Source organism: Loigolactobacillus iwatensis, assembly GCF_003950295.1.
Taxonomy (GTDB): domain Bacteria; phylum Bacillota; class Bacilli; order Lactobacillales; family Lactobacillaceae; genus Loigolactobacillus; species Loigolactobacillus iwatensis.
In genome coordinates this window covers 20,326-38,920 of sequence record NZ_RHNP01000009.1, presented here as the reverse complement: position 1 = coordinate 38,920, position 18,595 = coordinate 20,326, and the positions used below count along the sequence as shown (strand labels likewise).

Here is an 18,595-nt window from a genome sequence, read left to right as displayed (position 1 = left end):
AATGTTTTAAATCAAAAATGAGGCTGTGAAGTGAACCCCAAATATTGGACGAAACTTTAAGCAACTTTCTGGGTGGTAAGAACACGGTATTTAACCGGACGCTTACCACCCAGTTTTGTTTTGGTTCACGTGAAACGGTCTATTGGTACCTCGTTAAGTCAACGATTAAGCGTTAATCCTAAAAAACGTCACCTTGGTAAGCAATTTTCGGTAGGTTAGTAAAATTCAAGGTTGCAAGTTGTTTAGCTTCAGTAACGTAAGTTGTTAGACCTTGGCTAATCATTAGGTTCAGTGGCTCAGGGCCTTCGTGATAGAGGACTACTGGAATTTTTTTAGCAGTGGCGTAACCAATTTCGAACATTGTGCCGGGATCAGTGTAGCCAGGTATATAATCATAAATGGCAACAACAACATCAGCGGTTGTTAAGCCAGCCATGTCCTCTTGGTAGACTAAGGCTTGCCATTTTTTTGTGCCTTCTTCAAGTCCGGCGTGATTGGTATCCATCATGGGCGAAAAATAATTTTCGACAGTTGGATTCTGTTGTAATTTGACGGCAACTTTTTTTAAGCGTTTGATTTGTTCAGTTGAAAAAAAGGGGCCTGCTAAGTAAATTTGGGTCATAGCCGTTCACCTCACTGTTAGATTAGTTTTTATTATAACGATTTTTTATTAAGTTGCCTAGAAGCGCGTTTGGAAACACGCCGTTCTTCTTAGACCATTCCGAAATTATAGCACGTAGCAGAAAAAAACGCGGCGTAAGGCATTCAGTTTTTAAGTAGGGCTTCTTTGGTGGACTTTAATCGGCAGTATTTATTCTAAATTAGTGGAGCAACTAATATTATTATTCTAATTTGGAATGGATTGCTAATAAATTTGAATTGATGCCAGTAAATTTTAGCTATACTATAAGTTTGCTGGAAGTATTTTGTTTTGAATAGCGATCTAAAAATATTAAATGAGAGCAGTTTAGAACGCGTTTTTGAGATAATTAATTTTTCATTCACGCAGAAATCAAATATTAAGGAGGAAATAAATTGAGCAAACAACCTTATGATTTACGTAGTGTTTTGGCTGAATTAAAAGAAGAACCAACCCAGTACCACGAAACTGATGAAGCAGTTGATCCCAATGCTGAATTAGCCGGTGTTTATCGCTATATTGGTGCCGGGGGAACGGTCCAGCGGCCAACACAGGAAGGGCCCGCCATGATGTTTAATAACGTGATCGGTTTTCCCGAAACTCGGGTGCTAATTGGTCTATTGGCCAGCCGTAAACGGGTTGGACAACTATTTCACCATGATTACCACACGTTGGGTCAACTGTTAAACCAGGCAGTGGAACACCCCGTTGCACCGGTAACCGTTAGTGAGGAGCAAGCACCTGCCCATGAAGTAGTTCACCGCGTGAGTGATCCTGATTTTGATATTCGAAAATTAATTGCGGCACCAACTAACACTGAATACGATGCCGGACCTTACATCACGATGGGGTTAGTCGCCGGGTCCAATCCTGAAAAAACGATGAGCGATGTAACCATTCACCGGATGGTTTTGGAAGATAAGGATACAATCGGTATTTACATTATGCCAGGTGGCCGGCACATTGGCGCCTTCTTGAAAGATTATCAAAAGATTGATAAGCCGATGCCAGTCACAATTAACATCGGTCTCGATCCGGCAATCACGGTGGGAGCAACTTTTGAGCCACCGACGACACCACTTGGCTACAATGAATTAGGTGTTGCTGGCGCGCTGCGTCAAGAGCCTGTTCAATTAGTAGCCGGTCTAACCGTTAATGAAAAGGCGTTGGCCCGTGCTGAATTTACGATTGAGGGGGAAATTTTGCCGCAAACGACAATTCAGGAAGATATTAATACTAATACAGGCAAAGCAATGCCTGAATTTCCTGGCTATGATGGTGATGCAAATCCAGCGGTTAACGTTATTAAAGTAAAGGCCGTTACGCACCGGAAGGACCGGCCAATTATGCAGACGGTAATTGGTCCTAGTGAAGAACACGTTAGTTTGGCCGGAATTCCGACTGAGGCCAGTATTTTGTCGTTGGTTAATCGCGCCTTACCCGGCAAAGTTTTGAACGTCTACAATCCTCCTGCTGGTGGTGGTAAGTTAATGACCATTATGCAAATTCATAAAGAGGACGAAGCTGACGAAGGAATTCAACGGCAGGCTGCTCTATTAGCCTTTGCCTCGTTTAAAGAATTGAAGACGGTCATTTTGGTTGATGAGGATGTTGATATTTTTGATATGAATGATGTGATGTGGACGATTAACACACGTTTTCAGGCCGACGAAGATATTGTCGTACTACCGGGAATGCGTAATCACCCGTTAGATCCCTCAGAACGGCCAGAATATGATCCTAAATCAATTCGTACTCGCGGGATGTCTTCCAAATTGATATTGGATGGTACAGTACCAGTTGATATGAAAAAACAATTTACCCGGGCACAGTTTAAAAAAGTGTCGGATTGGCGGAAATATTTGAAATAATGGTATTAATGAAATGAAAGACGACCAAAAAGTAAACTAACTTTTTGGTCGTCTTTTATTTTTGTAGTAATTAAATTAGTAAAAAAGAGATGGCGGTAAGTGAATTCATTAGCTCAGTGACCCGTTTACTTAGTTGGTTTAGACAGTTTGGCGTAGGAAATGGCTACTTGTTTGGCTGGGTGTAAATTAAGCCAGTTCAGGGCCTGATTAGCAAGCGTATCAACCATGGTAAAAGAGGCATCGATCTGTGCCTGGGTAATCTGATTGACGTGTACGCCACCAATAATTGTACAAGTCCCAGTCAATTGAGATTGCAACTTATTGGCCAACCGTTCCGTTAGTACGTTTTCTTTGTGTAATCGACCGGCGTGGCTTGGAAAGCGGACAGTAGCTGGCGTTGTCGTCTTCGTTAGTGTAGTTACAACACCGAAATGAGGAACGTCGCCGCCAGTTAAAATTAATAGTAAATCCTGGTTCTCACGTTTTAAGTCAAGCTGCATTTCATAGGCTGTTTGTTTAACCGTAAATTTAGGCATTAATAGACCTCCTTAATGTATCTATATTAGCGGTAGGTTCTAATCACCTTGCCACCGGGGACTGATGCCAGTTGAAATGCCAACTGCGTCTAATAATTTCATTGTTGTGTGGTTGACGATATCATTAATTGTCTTTGGTTGATTGTAAAAAGCGGGAATTGGTGGAATGATTTGAGCACCTAAACGAGATAATTTTAGTAAATTTTCTAAGTGGATCGTGCTAAGGGGTGTTTCACGTGGAACAATAATTAATTTACGCCGTTCCTTCAGTGCAACGTCAGCCGCCCGACCAATTAAATTATCCGCAAAGCCACAAGCTATACCGGCAACGGTTTTCATGCTAGCCGGGACAACAACCATACCGTCATTTAGAAAAGAACCTGATGCAATCTTTGCACCTTGATCACGTTCGGAATAATTGAAGTTGGCTAAGGATCTAACATCCGTTAGGGTTAAAGTTGTTTCTAACGCTAAATTTTTCTGGGCCCAGGCGCTTAAAACTAAGTGAGTTTCAACATCAGAACGTGCCTGTAGCGCTTGAAGCAGCGCAATTGCATAGATAGTCCCCGAAGCACCGGTAACGCCGACAATAATCTTTTTCATAGGTTTAGCCTGCCTTTCAAGACAATTCATTTAATTCATTGTAAAGTTTGCTAGGTAGGCGAACAAGTCGACTTTCAAAGCGACTTATTCTATGATGGCATAATAGGAAGGTGACGTAATGAATTTCGATCAGTTAAAGGCATTCGAACAAGTTGTTAAAAGTAAAAGCTTCTCTGCGGCCGCGGTAAGCCTGAATATTTCACAGTCGGCCCTTTCAAAGCAGATCAAGCGCTTAGAGGCCGAATTAGATATTCAGTTAATTGATCGGCATAATCGGCGCCGCGTCATCATTACTGATGCTGGTGAAAGTCTCGCTCGTTATGTTGCAACTATTTTAACGCAACAGCAGCTTTTGTTGAATGAAGTTGGTGGTTACCAAACTTTGCAGCGGGGCAAAATTCGAATTGCGGCCGTTCCGGTTATGGCACAATACGGTTTAACGGCACGGCTGGCCGCTTTTTTACGAAAATATCCCCAAATTGATGTTGATTTAGAAGAGGCTGAAAATGACCAAGTATTGCAGCAATTAACTGCTGGTGAACGTGACTTAGCAATTGTGCGCGATACGCAATTACCCGCTAATTTCAAACGTGTAGATGTACTTGCCGAAGATGAGTTAGTTGCCGTTGTTCCTAAAAGGAGTCTCTGGGCCGACAATAAGCGGTTAGCGATTAATCAATTGCGAACGGCCAGTTTCGTTACTTTACCGGCAGATTCAGGTGTTCAACAGCCAATTTTAGATTTATGTCAGGCGGCGGGATTTACGCCCAACATTCATTTTGTTAGTTCCCACATTGAAACCGTTATTGCTATGGTTCGGGATGCCCAGCAGGTCGCAATTTTATTTCGGCGGGCCGCACAGCCATTTTTGGATGATCAAGTTCAATTGGTACCATTAAAGCAGACACTTCACAGTCAGTTATTATTGGTTCTACCAGAGGGACACGTAAAGGCACCGGTGAAACAGTTGCGGCGAATGTTGCTAAAATAATTTTGTTTGCTGGATTTGCCGGACGATCTCGCGAATAACAGTGGCGGTCGCATTAGATTTTCGGTAGGAAATACCAAAATTTAAAGAAAGTAGATCAGCGGGAATTTCCAGTAAATTAATCCCATCTGCGTTCGTTAAATGTAATTGTTCAATAATCTGTCCGGTTGTAATTGTGCAGCCTAGGCCACTAGCAGCTAGTGCCGTCGTAATTTGCGAATTTGGTGCCTCAATTCTATTTTCGATAGTGACGCCGCTATCGCGCAAGAAATGATCAACCATTTCTTGAAATCGTGACTCTCCGCCTAAGCTGATAAAAGGTTCGCTGTTTAGTTTTTGGATATCGGCAGCAGTAATTTCCCGATAGTATTGATTAGAGTGGTATAACTTTGATGTGCTTGGCACTAGTAAAAGTAGCTTAACGTTACCTAATTCATGACAAATGATTCGTTTATTAAAGATGGTTTTGCCAATAAAAATATCAATCTTACCGGAAGGAAGTTGCTGTTCGGCTAGGCTAGTTGTTAATTCAACAATATTAATGTGCAGTTGGGGGTATTGTGCAGAAATGGCCGGCAAAAACTTAGGTAGCCAGCGATCAGATAGAGGCTGGTTCAGCGCTAAGGTGACCGATCCAAATTTGTGCTGGGCCAAATGACTGAGTTCTTCCGTCATTTCCTGCTGCATTTGATCTTGTTTTTGTAAATAGGTTAGCATCCGTTCGCCAGCGTAGGTGAGTGTGATTGGTTTTGCATCGCGATTAACTAATTTAAGGTTAAAGTGCTTCTCAGTTTGGGCCAGTAGCCGACTAATATACGGTTGGGTCACGAAGCAAGCTTGTGCAACTTTTGTTATTGTTGGATATTTTTTCACACCAATGAGGATTGAGTGCAATTGGTTGTTCATTAAATCGCCTCTAAATGTAAATAGTTATAAATAAATTGATTATAACAGTATTTATACTATTACTAAATAGTTATAAAATTAATCTTGAAAAGTAATTTTACTTTTCAAGCAACCGATTACATAATGAAGATGTTCTATTTTAGGCTTCTTTTTAGACAATATTGTTAAAAAATATACAAATTAAGTGGTGATTGTTAATGAAATTAGTTGGCATTGTAGGGACTAACGCTGATTTTTCCTATAATCGATTTTTACTGCAATTTATGAAACGACATTTTGCATCCAGAGCAACGATTGATCTTTTAGAAATTCAGGATATTCCGTTGTTTAACGAAAATAATAGTGATTGCATACCAGCGGTTGTGACTGAATTTTCGCAAAAAGTTGCTCAGGCCGATGGCGTAATTATTGCAACTCCGGAATATGATCATGCAATTCCGGCCGCGTTAAAGAGTTTAATTGAATGGCTTTCTTGTGCCGATCATCCATTTGCGCATAAGCCGGTTATGATTGTGGGTGCCTCTTATGGTCCCCAAGGAACTTCCCGGGCCCAAATGAATTTACGGCAGATTTTGGATTCACCAGGTGTCGATGCGTCAGTTTTGCCGGGAAATGAATTTTTATTGAATTACTGTAAGGATGCTTTTGACGAACGGCATAATTTAAAGGCCGCCCAGACGATTTCATTTTTAGAGCAATGTTTTGCTAATTATATCGATTACGTAAAGAAATTGAATCCAACTGTTAAGGAAGGAGTAGATAATATGGCTTATACTGATCAAATTAATTGGAGTGCGACCTATGATACACTTGTTCTTGGTTTTGGTGGTGCCGGTGCAACGGCAGCCCGGTTTGCTGCAGATAATGACGCAAAAGTTTTATTAGTTGATGCGGCCCCTGCAGGTAAGGAGGGTGGTAATACACGTTATTCGGCTCAATTAATTGGAACGGGTGATAATTTTGAGGATGCAAAAGCGTACTATAAGATTTTAACGGCGCCAATGGCTCTTCCAGAAGATATGATTGATGTTTACGTTGATGGAATGGTCCATATGCGTGATTACGTCAAAAAATATTTAAATGTTGAACCATTTAGTTTTAAAAATGAGTTTGATTTGAGCCAAACTAATATTCCGATTAAAGACGCAATTTTTGAATATCCAGAGTACAAGGGTGTCGAAGCGTATGATTTCACAACTGTGCACGCAGGCATGTTTGATGCGGCCTTGTGGAAAATTTTACGGCAAAAAGTTCTGGATCGGACGGATAAGATCGATGTTTGGTTGAACTCACGGGCGACGCATTTAATTCAAGATCCAGAAACAAAGGTTATTTTAGGTGCGACAATTAAACGAGCAGGCAAACTTTATAATATTCGTGCTAAAAATGGTGTTGTACTGACTGTGGGTGGTTTTGAAAATAATAAGCAGCAAATTCAGAATTACTTAGGTGCAGAACATTTGGCACCACTAGGCTCACTTTATAATCGCGGCGATGGCCTGAATATGGCCGCAGAAGTTGGCGCCAAAATGTGGCATATGAATAATTATGAAGCTCTAGGAATGTTGCACGGAATGGCCTTTGATGTTCCAGAAGGCCAACGAGCACGCTTAATTATCGATCAATGGCCGGATCTTTATACAGGAAGCATCATAACCGTTGCCGATGATGGCAGTCGTTACTTTAAAGAGGATGAAACAAATCGCCACGGCCACATTTACGATCATGGTACTTGGCGTATTCCACGAACAAATGTCCACCCCTATTTAATTTTTGATCAGTCCCAATTAGACCAATTTAAGCAGAATAAAAAGATTCCGTACGCTGCCTTCTTGGAAAACTTAGTTAAAGCGGATTCCTTAAATGAATTGGCGAACAAGATCGAGGCTAATCCAGAAAAATTACAACAAACCGTAACTGATTTTAATGAATTTGCTAAAAACGGTCGTGATTACGCTTATAATCGTGATCCTAAAACACTACGGGCATTTGACGCAGGTCCATTTTATGCCGCTGCATTAACGCATGATGTTTTGAATACGCAAGGTGGACCACAGCGAAACGTTGATGCAGAAATTTTGGATATCAATAACCAGCCAATCCCACATCTCTATGGTGCTGGTGAGTTGGGCGGTATTAATGCTAATCAATATCAAGGCGGCGGAAATTTGGCCGAGTGTTTAATCTTTGGTAAAATTGCTGGTGAAAATGCCGCAAAACCAAAAGAAGATACTGAAGTTGTGGCCGATCCAGTTGCGGGTGCTGCCGCAATTGTTGGTCAAAATGATCTGGCTCAAAAGACTGATCTTACTGACATTAAGATTGAACCTAATCAATACTTAGGTGTAAGTGATGCTGGTATTGGCGGGCAGGTTGTTGCGCGCGTCACTTACGCGAATGATAAAATCAAAAAAGTTGAAATTGTTCAACAAAGTGAAAGTGCTGATGTCGGCCAGGCAGCTGTTGAAAAATTACCTACTGAGATGGTTGCTAAGAACACCTATGACGTTGATGCCATTTCAGGTGCCTCAGCCTCTAGCAGAGCAATTAAAAGTGCTGTTAAAAATGCCGTTGCTAAGGCACAGAATTCAGTTACTAACTAAAGCCGTTTTAAGGCAGCCTTAGTTTGGGCGTATGTTCTAGAAAAACGATTGGAAATAGCAATAGGCCAGGACTTTTGTCCCGGCCTATTTTTGCTGGGAATTATTAGAGGCCCATTCAGATTCTATTTTACAGAGGAGCTTTAGAGCATTTTTTAGTAGTGGGTAATTATAATGTAAAAGTTATTATAATGGACAGAAATAAATAAAAAATTGGGCCAAATTACAGTGCTGGACTGCCTTTTGATCACCTTGTCACTTTGTTAGTGACAAATAGCATATTAATAAAGTAAGCGCTGACAGATATAATAAAATTATGCTAAATAAAGGATAGCTACTTCAAGGACAGATTATGCTTATCATTAAGCAGGGCGTTCTTGTCAAATAAAAATTGTAATAAGCAAATGAAGGGGGAAATTCTATGAGTTTATTTTCAAAAGATAATATGATTATGGATTTAAAAGCCACGACACAAAAAGAGGTTATGCAGGAATTTGCTGAACTTGCGCAAAAGAACGGTCACGCTAAGGATGCCGACAATTTGTACAAGGACTTATTGGCCAGAGAAGAAGAATCAACAACAGGTTTTGGTAACGGTGTTGCGATTCCACATACAAAATCCAAAGAAATTTTGGAGGCCGGCGTTTTCTTTGCACGTAGTTCTAACCTAATCGAATGGCAATCATTGGATGATAAACCCGTTAATACCTGGATTTCTCTAATGATTCCTGTAGATCAATCGGATGTTCATTTGAAATTATTAGCAAAATTAAGTCGCCAATTAATGCACCAAGATTTTATTGCTATTCTAAAAAATGGTAGTCAAGACGAAGTGTTTGAAGCAATTCAAAATATTCTAGTTTCCTAAAAGTGAAGGAGGTCATCATATGACAAAATTGAAAATTGTTGCCGTGACAAACTGTCCTGCTGGTATCGCCCATACTTACATGGTAGCTGAAGCGTTGGAACAAAAGGCCAAATCGTTAGGTTACGAAATTCACGTTGAAACACAAGGTGCTAGTGGTGTTGAAAATAAATTGGCGCCAGCGGATATTGCGAAGGCTGATTACGTTATTCTGGCGCTAGGAAAGGGAATGACGGATGAGGATAAGGCACGTTTTGATAACAAGAAAGTTGTTGAACTACCAGTGTCCGAAGCTTTAAAACATATTGAAACTATTTTTGATAACATCGCTAAAAAGGCTAAATTATTTAATGCCTCTAAGGTTAAACTTGGCGACAGTGCAGTTGCCCAAGACGGCATCATGAGTCATTTGATGGCCGGGGTTTCCGCAGCTTTACCATTCGTTATCGGTGGTGGATTACTTGTTGCTATTGGTAGCATGATGGTTCAATTCGGGATGCCAGACACGGCGTTGGCAAATGGAGTGCGGCCATCCTTAGCCTGGGTTGTTCAACAAATTGGTAATTTAGGCTTCACTTTTATGATTCCAATCATGGGGGCCTACATTGCAATGTCGATTGGTGATAAACCAGCCTTTGCGCCGGCCTTTATTGCAACGTATTTGGCCAACGATAGTACATTATTGGGAACTGAATCAGGTGCTGGATTCTTAGGAGCAATTGTTCTTGGGCTTAGTATTGGTTACTTTGTAAAATACTTCAAGAAAATAAAATTACCTAAGAGTATTGCGTCATTGATGGGTTATCTAATTATCCCGTTTATTACGCTCGCAATATTTGGACTATTAACTTATTACTTAATCGGACCTTTCATGGCCTTTATCATGAAAAATATGCTCTTGTTCCTTAATAATATGCCACCTTCAGCCAAAATTGCTGGTGGGTTCCTTGTGGGTTGTATGTTGGCCTTTGATATGGGTGGCCCAGTTAATAAGACGGCCTGGTTCTTCGGCTTCTCGCTGTTAAGTTCACACGTTTACACTTGGTACGGTATTGTGGGTGTTGTTACGCTGTTACCACCTATGGCCGCAGCAATTGCAAGCTGGATCAGACCTTCAATGTTCAGTAAAGCAGAAAAAGATTCAAGTGTTTCAGCATTTATCGTTGGGATGACCGTTGCCACCGAGCCTGCTATTCCGTTTGCCTTAGCAGCACCGTTGCCAATGATTGCGGCTAATACGTTGGCCGGTGGTATTACGGGGTCATTATCGATGGCGTTTGGGCTGGAACGACTTGCTCCTGGGATCGGTATCTTTGATCCATTAATTGGCTTGATGAAACCTTGGTATTGGTTCTACCTAGTTCTTGCAATTGGTCTGTTCCTGAATGTAACTTTCATACTTGTCTTTAAAGGCGCATGGCTGAAGCATAAGGCGAAAAAGCAGTTGGAAAAATTACAGGTAGCTGGTAATGATGAACCAGATAGCACAGAAATTAACGCTAAAGTTGGTGTAGAAGCCAGTACAGAAACTGATACAAGTGCAAGTGTTAAACATACAATTAATTAGCGTTTAATTACAGGTGTGCTGAAGTCGGCGCATCTGTTTTTATTTCGAAGCAGATTTAAAATGGAGGTTACTAATATGAAAATTGATTTTGATAAAGTAATTGATCGGCACCATACTTCTAGTACACAATGGGATTATATTTCCGATCGTTTTGGCAGAGAAGATATCTTACCGTTTTCGATCTCGGACACTGATTTTCCCGTTCCAGAGGAAGTGCAAACCGCGTTAGCCAAAAGAATGGCACACCCAATTTACGGTTATACTCGGTGGAATCACTCAGAATACAAGGACAGTATTGTTAACTGGTTTAAAAACAGACATCAAGCAAAAATTGCGGGCGATTGGATTTCCTATAGTCCAAGCGTGGGGTTTTCAATTGCTAGCTTTATTCGAATGAAAAGTGAAGAAAATGATGGCGTTATTGTTTTTGCACCGATGTACGACGCCTTTTACAATATTATTCAGAGTAACCACAGACGATTGCTGCCGGTTAAATTAACTGGTGCGGACCAGGATTACCAAATTGATTGGGATACATTACGACTATTTTTAGAAGAAGAGCATAATAAGATATTGTTATTAACTAATCCGCATAATCCAACCGGAAAGGTATTTTCCAAAAAAGAGCTGCAAAAAATAGTTCAGTTATGCCAGCAGAATCATGTTTTTATTATTTCTGATGATATTCATAGTGACATTGTTTACGGGACTAACTGCTATACGCCAATTACCGAGCTTACGCATAAAGATATCGTTTTATGCAGCTCGGCGAGTAAAACATTCAATATTCCCGGATTAGTTGGATCATACCTTCTTTGCCCAGATGATGATTTATTGGTACAATTTTTACATGAGCTAAAGCAAAAGAATGCCTTATCCTCAGCAAGTATTTTTGGCATTACTGCCCAAATTGCCGCTTACAATCAATCGGTTACTTACGTTGATGAGTTAAAAGCTTATTTGGCGCAAAATATGCAGTTGGTTCAAGATTTTATAGCCAAAAATATTCCAGAACTAATTTTTGTTAAACCAGAAGCGACCTATCTTGCTTGGATAAACGTTAGCAAATTAAATTTAACTAGTGCAAAATTGCAAGATAAACTGGTTAATACTGGTCGTGTAGGCATCATGGCGGGAGCGACGTACGGGGATAGTCACTATATCCGAATGAACATTGCCTGCCCAAGAAAAAAGCTTGAAGATGGCCTGAAGCGGCTGGCATTGGCTATCCACGCATAAAAGGAGTCAATGTTGCTATGTTCAATGATCGCCAAATTAAAATAATTACTTTACTGGAACAACACGATTTATCCGGTGATGAGCTGGCAAATATTTTGGATGCATCACGGCGGACAATTATTCGCGACGTTGCGGCAATTAATTATTGGTTAAAAGAAGAAAACTTAGGTGAGGTTACGAATTTTAAGGGCTATCACCTTAAAATAACTAATCAGGCCGTCTTAAATCAACATCTACAGCAGATAAAACAAACGAGTAATCAAATCCTTTTTTTGCTGCTGGCCAATAAGTTTATAACGGCAGCAACGTTAGAGGAAACCACTTTTTTGTCTAAGGTTGCCATTCAAAGTGAGCTAGCCTATTTGCGGGAAGAATACGCAAAAATATTAAACATTAAATCACAAACTGGTAAGGGCTATTTCGTGGAGATACCCTTTGAACGGCGGTTAGATTTTATGTCGAACCTTATTTTTAAAGATCCAGAATTAGTTGAATTTTCTTATCCGCAAGAAAAACAGTTGCTTGAATTAAAAATTAATTTACAAAAAAGTAATTCCGCTAATGAATTTATTTTAAAAAACGAAAATACTAAGCAATTTCAGGCACAGGTTTTGGCAGTAGTGCAGTACGCAACCACCTATTTAGCTATTAAAGGCGATAATAATATTTTTGCCCAAATTAATTCAGCCGGTGAAAGCGGAGATTCACTTTTAACCACTTTCTTTGCTCTAAAGACTGCCAATTTAGCTAAGTTGGATATTGATGGTATTCGCCAAATAATTGACACGATTAATCAAAAGTATCACTTTGATTTCAGTGACCGTCTATTCTACCAGAAAATTTTAAAGCATTTAACCAGAAGTATTACTTTTCCAATCTATCAAATTGACGATCTTGATGGCCAAATGGATCTGCTGCGGATTAGAAATCCATTTCTTTTCGATTTTGGATTAGAATTAAAGAATATTCTTTCTGTAGAATTCAAAAATAGCTACATTGATGAAAACTTATTAGCGCTTTATTTAATTTATGCAGTTCAAAATCATAGGGAAGCACGCGTGAAAATTTTATTACACGCCACCAGACCATCATTTGGTGATATTAATAAATTAATTATTGAAGAGAACACAATGAATGTTGACGTCACGCTGGTCACATCGACGAAAGAAGCAATTCGGCTGGCGGCAACCAATAAGTTTGCCTTACTTATTTATAATGGTGAGTTGCAGGCGGCAGATAAGAAACATGAATTGCAGTATAACTTGACGTTTACTGGCGTAGTGAATCAAGATGTGATCGCGCAGTTACATGAACTGGCTGCTAAAAATTATTTTCAACAAAATTTAATTAACTTTTTCCCGGAAATTAATTGGGTGCATGTCCCTGGTACAAAGAATATTGATTCCTTGCTGGAAACTGGGTTGAAAGACTTTGTAAAAAGAACAGTGATGACCAAAAAGCAAAAAGAAAGTCTAATTAGTCGTGAACGAGAAGGCAATCGGCTTGTGTTGAATCACATATCAATCCCTCACGCAACGACTAGTTTAACCAGCTCATTTCGTTTATTTGCAATTACTTTTGATGGTGATCGAAAGCTTGAACGAACATCGGTAAACATGATCCTAGTCGTTTTGGTTGATAAGGATAGTGAACAAGAGAGCAATATTTTCGGCTACCTTTATCGGCAATTAAAGCAGCAGGATATTAATCTGTTAAGTCAAAAGAAGGACTACCTGACAGTGCTTAAGCTGCTAGGGAATGTTTCAAAAAGTAGCTAGATTCTACTTTGCAATTGAGGATTATTACGGATGCTGTCGATCGGATTAGGGTGAAACAAAGCCCGAATAGAAACAAAAAAACTGTGACGAAGTATTTTCGCCACAGTTTTTTTGTCGTTTAGAGATATTTTACCTAATCATTTTATGAACGGATCTTAGTCTTGCTCTTTTATAAAATTAACAAAGTGGTTAACTGCAGGGGTTTGGTAGTGTTGTTTCAACGTTGCCATGTAAAAGACACGTTTCCATTTTGGAAAGGTTAGTGGAATTATTTTAATTGGCATTGATTTTAAAATGGTCATGTTAGGGACGACCGCGATACCAAAATTATTAGCAACTAGGCCGGCTACTGCTTGATCTTCTTCAATCGAGTAAACGCTTGTTGGATGACCGCCGCACTCTGCAAATAATTGCCGCATTATTGAATATAACCCACTTCGCGGTGAAAAGGTAATTTGTTTATACGGTAATGTTTCTGCCAGATTAATCTCTTTTTTGGCCGCTAGTGGGTGATTATTTGGTGTAATAACTACCAATTCTTGTTCCGCAATTGGAAAATAGTCAATGTCCTCTTGATCGTCAACTTTAGAGCAAAAACTAATATCGTATTTTTCAGTGCGAAGGCCTTGAATGATGTCTGGGGAGAGCCCAGTATCAGTTGAAAACTCAAAGTGAATCTGTGTTCTTTGATTAGCTGCCAAAAAATCATGAACGGTGTTTGGTAACCATTGGGTGCTAAGTGTTCTTAAAGTCGCAATTCGGATTAATGTATCGTGCTGGTTACTCTTTTGAACTTCAGAGATGCCATGATCCAGCGTTGTCAGTGCTTTATTGACTTCGGTAACAAATAGTTTGCCCGATTTTGTCAAGTAAACATTGCGGCCCTTCTTAGCGAATAATTTAACTTTAATTTCTTGTTCTAACGAATGAATTGCGTTGCTAAGGCTGGGCTGTGTAATGCTTAACAATTTTGCCGCCTTGGTGTAATTCTCGGTTTCGGCCAAAACTGAAAAGTAACGTAAATGGTATAGATTCAAGTGTTGGGCCCCCTTTTCTACTGTCATGATCAAGCTAATTATAGCCTTTAACTATAGATTAGTCGATGATAATCAATTAGACGCTATTTTGATGAGCGCTTACAATGAATTTGTGAATTAGTTCATTTGAAATAAAAGCAAAGTATTTAGAGGGACTATCTTTCGTGTTTACGAAGTTTATGCCAGTAACTCAATTGCGGAGCAGAAGCTAACCGCTTTTTCAAACACACTCTAGTAATAAATTTTATCTTCACAAAACATAGATCCTACAAAATTGAGGGGGTTTTTAGAATGGCAGAATCACATCCAATTACAGTTAGTTCATGGACACTCGGTGATAAATGTACATTTGAGCAACGGTGTAAGGCCGCTCACGAAGCAGGTTATGATGGTATCGGTTTACGGGCAGAGACTTATGTAGATGCAGTAAATGAAGGTTTGTCAGATGATGATATTTTGGCATTACTTAGAAAGTATCAAATTCGGTGTACAGAAGTTGAGTATATCGTTCAGTGGTGTGAAGAATCACGTTCGTACGAACAAAAGTATAAAGAACAGGCTTGTTTCCACATGTGCGAACTATTCGGTGTTAAACACATTAATACTGGATTGATGGAAACTTATTCAGTTGAATATACTGCAAAGAAATTACAGGAATTATGCAGCCGTGCGGGGGATTTGATTATTGCTTTGGAACCAATGCCTTATAGCGGGTTACCAAACCTTGATAAAACTTGGAAAATTTTACAGGCGGCAAACTGCGACAACGCCATGATGTTGCTAGATACTTGGCACTGGGTACGCGCAAATCAGCCCTACGATTTATTAACTAAGGAACAAGCCAAAAAGGTAGTTTCAATTCAATTAGATGATGCTTATGAACGACCTTATGCAGAAACAATTTTACGTGATGAATCAATGCACGATCGTTTGGCTCCTGGGGTTGGTAAAGCAGATACGGTTGCCTTCGTTAAGATGGTTAAAGACGCAGGTGTTGATCCAAAGGTTGTCGGAGTCGAAGTTATTTCTGACGGTTACATGAATAAAGGAATCGATTGGGTGGCTAAGTACACCTACGATAATACCGTTAAAGTATTACAAGAAGCCTGGCCCGAAATTTTGAAATAACAGTTGTTGATTTCTATGTTGTAACGCAAATTAAACAATAAATTAATTATACGGAGGTTCAATTTATGAGTGATAGTTGGTTAGGATTAGAAGGTAAAGTTGTTGTTGTAACTGGTGCTGTTGGTGGTATGGGGACTAAGTTTACAGAAGAATACGCTAAACAAGGTGCTAATATTGCTTTGGTTGATTTACTTGAAGAAAAAACGGAAGAACGTGCCAAAGCATTACACGATAAATATGGGGTTGATACATTAGCCGTTAAATGTAATACAACGAGTGAAAAAGAAGTTGATGCAGCAGTTAAAAAAGTTGTCGATCACTTTGGCCGAGTAGATGTCTTGGTTAATACGGCCGCAATTTTGCGTTTTTCACCATTAGAAGATCTACGCCTAGATGAATGGAATATGGCGTTAAACGTTAATTTAACGGGTTACTTCTTAATGTCACAACGCTTTGGCCGTGTGATGATTAAGCAACATAAGGGCATAATGATTCATATTTCAACGATTGCTTCACGCTTCCCAGAAACTTATAGTGGAACTTACAGTACAACTAAAGCCGGCGTAAACATGATGTCTCGGCAAATAGCTGCTGAATGGGGCCAGTTCGGTGTACGAAGCAATTGTGTTCTCCCTTGCTTAGTTAAAACACCGTTATCACAGGACTTTTATTCCGACCCTAAAGTTGAAGAGGGTCGCAAGAATTTAACCGCTAGCAAGCGGATTGGGACACTTGATGATATTGCGAATGCAGTTATTTATCTATCTAGTGACCGTTCCGACTATACAAACGGTGGCGAATTAACGGTTGAAGGTGGATTCGGAATCATGATGGGTGACCAAATTCCTAAGCCAGGTGGCCGTCGTGAATACGCCGTTAAACACCACCAACCTGCTAAGAAATAATAGAGAAAGCAAAGTATTTTCAAATAGTCACTAAATCAGTTGGAGCTATTGATGCAAATTGGTAGTTCCAATTTTTTAGGATGATTAGTGATAAATTGAGCTTGTAAAATTGATTAAGAAAGGTTCGTTATGATAATGGAAAAACGAATTTCAGGGACAACAGGGTTATTTTGTTTAGTTGGTTCACCCGTTGGTCATTCCGGCTCGCCAGCAATGTATAATTACAGTTTTCAAAAACAAGGTCTAGATTACGCATATATGGCTTTTGATGTAAAAAAGGAACAAATGGCCGCGGCAATGAAAACGATTAAGTTATTTAATATTCGTGGTGGCAACATTACGATGCCGTGTAAAAACATTGCGGCAACTTTAGTTGATGAGTTGTCACCAGCGGCCAGAATTATTGGGGCAATCAATGTTTTCGTCAATGATAATGGTAAAATTACGGGTCATATTACTGATGGAATTGGCTTTGTTCGTAATTTGAAAGAGCATGGGATTGACGTTGCGGGTAAAAAATTAGTGGTTATTGGTGCTGGTGGTGCGGCCACAGCGCTTCAAGTTCAAAGCGCGTTAGATGGTGCCAAAGAACTATCAATTTTCAATCGCGACGATGAATTTTATGCCCGTGCCGAAGAAACCGTTAAAAAGATTCAAAAAGAGGCCCCAACTGTAACGGCTAATGCTTTCCATTTAGAAGATAATGATAAACTTAAAGAAGAAATTGCTTCAGCTGATATTTTAGTTAACGCCACGATCATCGGTATGAAGCCACAAGACGGTCAATCCTTGGTTGATCCAAGTTTTCTACGCAAAGATTTAGTGGTCGCTGATACTGTCTATAATCCGCTGAAGACCAAATTAATTTTAGATGCTGAAAAGATTGGTTGCCGGACAGCCCCAGGTAAGGGAATGTTATTGTGGCAAGGTGCAGCAGCCTATAAATTATTTGTTGGCAAAGAGATGCCAGCGAAAGAGTACCAAGAATATGAGCAGCAACAGGCCAAAGCTAACAAATAGTGCTACCTGAATTTTATTTAATAACGGGTGATTTTTATGGAAAAAAGAATTGATGGACGTACAGTATTATTGGGATTGTTTGGGACACCAGTGAAACATTCTGGTTCACCAGCAATGTATAATTATAGTTTTGCTGACAAGAAAATTAATTATGCTTACTTAGCTTTTGATATAAAAGCAGAAGAAATGGCAACGGCACTTGATTCCATGCGGCTTTTTGGTATGCGGGGAGCTAATGTGACAATGCCCTGTAAACAAAAAGCGGCTGAATTGGTTGATCAATTGTCGCCGGCCGCTAAATTGGTTGGTGCCGTCAATACGATCGTCAATGATAACGGCATTTTGACTGGCTATAATACAGATGGTGCTGGCTATGTTCAAAATCTAAAGCATAATGGTGTTGACGTTAAGGATAAAGTCATTACGTTGATTGGTGCCGGTGGGGCCGGAACCGCAATTGCCGTTCAGGTTGCATTAGATGGCGCTAAGCAGATTAACATTTTTAATCCAAAAGATGTTTTCTTCCAAAATGCTGAAAAGACAGCCGCTAAGATTATGAAGAGTGTTCCTAATTGCCAAGTAACGGTCAATGACATTCAAGATAAGGCCAACTTATACCAAATGATTGCTAATAGTGATATTTTTGGGAACGCAACTAAAGTTGGAATGACTCCGAATATTGCAACGACTAACATTGAAGATTCAAGTGCTTTTCGACCAGGATTAGTCGTTACTGATACAGTTTATAGTCCTGATAAAACAAAAATGCTTCAAGATGCTGAAAAACAGGGTGCAACTGTGATTGGTGGCCGGGGAATGCTTATTTGGCAAGGCGCAGCGGCTTTTCAGCTTTATACGGGTCAGGAAATGCCTGTTGATGAAGTTAAGGCTCTGTTTTTCAGTAAGGAGTAG

16 protein-coding genes are annotated in these 18,595 nt (G+C 39.8%); 11 read left to right on the top strand and 5 right to left on the bottom strand.

The annotated features are described in order from the left end of the window. Positions 1–178 precede the first annotated feature (178 nt). Positions 179–622, bottom strand: a complete 444-nt coding sequence (locus EKM98_RS04060; RefSeq protein ID WP_068279332.1) for a nucleoside 2-deoxyribosyltransferase — start codon at positions 620–622, stop codon at positions 179–181. Positions 623–1,035: 413 nt separating this feature from the next. Here EKM98_RS04060 and EKM98_RS04055 point away from each other — a divergent pair, with 413 nt between their 5' ends. Continuing rightward, a complete protein-coding gene (locus tag EKM98_RS04055; protein ID WP_125980733.1) occupies positions 1,036–2,511 on the top strand; it encodes a UbiD family decarboxylase in 1,476 nt (491 codons plus the stop codon). A 125-nt stretch (positions 2,512–2,636) separates the two neighbouring features. Here EKM98_RS04055 and lpdD read toward each other — a convergent pair whose 3' ends face one another. Next, positions 2,637–3,047 carry a prenylated flavin chaperone LpdD gene (gene lpdD, locus EKM98_RS04050; protein WP_125980731.1) on the bottom strand — a complete coding sequence of 137 codons (411 nt, stop codon included), beginning with the start codon at positions 3,045–3,047 and terminating at the stop codon, positions 2,637–2,639. A gap of 39 nt (positions 3,048–3,086) precedes the next feature. Beyond that, entirely contained in the window at positions 3,087–3,650 is a 564-nt protein-coding gene (locus EKM98_RS04045) for a UbiX family flavin prenyltransferase (RefSeq protein WP_125980730.1), read from the bottom strand. Between the two features lie 118 nt (positions 3,651–3,768). Between EKM98_RS04045 and EKM98_RS04040 the strand changes: the two genes are divergently transcribed. Continuing rightward, a complete protein-coding gene (locus EKM98_RS04040; protein WP_125980728.1) occupies positions 3,769–4,641 on the top strand; it encodes a LysR family transcriptional regulator in 873 nt (290 codons plus the stop codon). Here the strand turns inward: EKM98_RS04040 and EKM98_RS04035 are convergent. Beyond that, a complete protein-coding gene (locus EKM98_RS04035) occupies positions 4,633–5,544 on the bottom strand; it encodes a LysR family transcriptional regulator (protein WP_125980726.1) in 912 nt (303 codons plus the stop codon). The two genes, EKM98_RS04040 and EKM98_RS04035, sit on opposite strands and share 9 nt — an antisense overlap. Positions 5,545–5,741: 197 nt before the next feature. Here EKM98_RS04035 and EKM98_RS04030 point away from each other — a divergent pair, with 197 nt between their 5' ends. From EKM98_RS04030 to EKM98_RS04010, 5 genes are all read left to right on the top strand, one after another. Next, on the top strand, positions 5,742–8,147 hold the full coding sequence (locus tag EKM98_RS04030; protein ID WP_068279314.1) for an NAD(P)H-dependent oxidoreductase: 2,406 nt from the start codon (positions 5,742–5,744) through the stop codon (positions 8,145–8,147). A gap of 418 nt (positions 8,148–8,565) precedes the next feature. Further along, positions 8,566–9,012: a PTS fructose transporter subunit IIA gene (locus EKM98_RS04025; RefSeq protein ID WP_125980722.1), complete on the top strand. Its 447-nt coding sequence runs from the start codon at positions 8,566–8,568 to the stop codon at positions 9,010–9,012. Positions 9,013–9,031: 19 nt separating this feature from the next. Then, positions 9,032–10,576, top strand: coding sequence for a PTS fructose-like transporter subunit IIBC (locus tag EKM98_RS04020; protein ID WP_125980721.1), 1,545 nt, complete (start codon positions 9,032–9,034; stop codon positions 10,574–10,576). 75 nt (positions 10,577–10,651) lie between these two features. After that, positions 10,652–11,815 (top strand): MalY/PatB family protein, encoded by a 1,164-nt coding sequence (locus EKM98_RS04015; RefSeq protein ID WP_125980719.1) that lies wholly within the window; start codon positions 10,652–10,654, stop codon positions 11,813–11,815. 17 nt (positions 11,816–11,832) lie between these two features. Next, positions 11,833–13,593 (top strand): HTH domain-containing protein, encoded by a 1,761-nt coding sequence (locus tag EKM98_RS04010; RefSeq protein WP_125980718.1) that lies wholly within the window; start codon positions 11,833–11,835, stop codon positions 13,591–13,593. 155 nt (positions 13,594–13,748) lie between these two features. On the opposite strand, the gene EKM98_RS04005 is transcribed toward EKM98_RS04010, so the two are convergent. Then, a complete protein-coding gene (locus EKM98_RS04005; protein ID WP_125980716.1) occupies positions 13,749–14,630 on the bottom strand; it encodes a LysR family transcriptional regulator in 882 nt (293 codons plus the stop codon). 291 nt (positions 14,631–14,921) lie between these two features. Between EKM98_RS04005 and EKM98_RS04000 the strand changes: the two genes are divergently transcribed. From EKM98_RS04000 to aroE, 4 genes are all read left to right on the top strand, one after another. Then, positions 14,922–15,758 (top strand): sugar phosphate isomerase/epimerase family protein, encoded by an 837-nt coding sequence (locus tag EKM98_RS04000; RefSeq protein ID WP_125980714.1) that lies wholly within the window; start codon positions 14,922–14,924, stop codon positions 15,756–15,758. Between the two features lie 65 nt (positions 15,759–15,823). Next, positions 15,824–16,663 carry an SDR family NAD(P)-dependent oxidoreductase gene (locus EKM98_RS03995; protein ID WP_068807422.1) on the top strand — a complete coding sequence of 280 codons (840 nt, stop codon included), beginning with the start codon at positions 15,824–15,826 and terminating at the stop codon, positions 16,661–16,663. A gap of 135 nt (positions 16,664–16,798) precedes the next feature. Next, positions 16,799–17,683: a shikimate dehydrogenase gene (locus EKM98_RS03990; protein ID WP_068807437.1), complete on the top strand. Its 885-nt coding sequence runs from the start codon at positions 16,799–16,801 to the stop codon at positions 17,681–17,683. A gap of 36 nt (positions 17,684–17,719) precedes the next feature. Next, positions 17,720–18,595 carry a shikimate dehydrogenase gene (gene aroE / locus EKM98_RS03985; protein ID WP_125980712.1) on the top strand — a complete coding sequence of 292 codons (876 nt, stop codon included), beginning with the start codon at positions 17,720–17,722 and terminating at the stop codon, positions 18,593–18,595.